Source organism: Methanoculleus sp. UBA291 (genome assembly GCF_002499755.1).
Taxonomy (GTDB): domain Archaea; phylum Halobacteriota; class Methanomicrobia; order Methanomicrobiales; family Methanoculleaceae; genus Methanoculleus; species Methanoculleus palmolei.
The window spans coordinates 2670-3039 of sequence record NZ_DANC01000057.1; the positions used below are offsets into that span (position 1 = coordinate 2670).

At 54.3% G+C, this 370-nt stretch carries 1 protein-coding gene; it reads right to left on the bottom strand.

Features of this window, described 5'->3' with window-relative positions; all coding sequences use genetic code 11:
• Positions 1-341 (bottom strand): hypothetical protein (locus BP737_RS13535; protein WP_292407744.1); only part of this gene is annotated, 341 nt, incomplete at its 3' end.
• Positions 342-370: the final 29 nt, after the last annotated feature.

The window sequence follows — 370 nt, forward strand, 5'->3', positions numbered from 1 at the left end:
ACACGGTTGTTGCTGTCGACCAGTTTCAGTCGCAGGTCGCTCCATTCGCCGTCGACCTGATAGAACTTCATGTCGACCTGAATGGAGTTATAGACGCCGGACGGCACGGTAAACTGAAAGGTCCGACTGGGTAGCGATTCGGTGATCTCACTTTCGAAGGAGAACGACTTGACATCCTGTACGCCTGCCTCTCCGGAGAGCACCTCAGCGTCCGTGATATCGGTCATATCAGGCGATGAGAGCTGGTATACGGCTAGTTCGGCAACTTTTTCCGCCGAAACTCCCCCGAAGCAGAGCAGCACGAGGAGTGCGGCTATGCCGATCAGTAATGTTTTTTTCATGGTTTTCACCTCGTTCATGCGCACCCGGG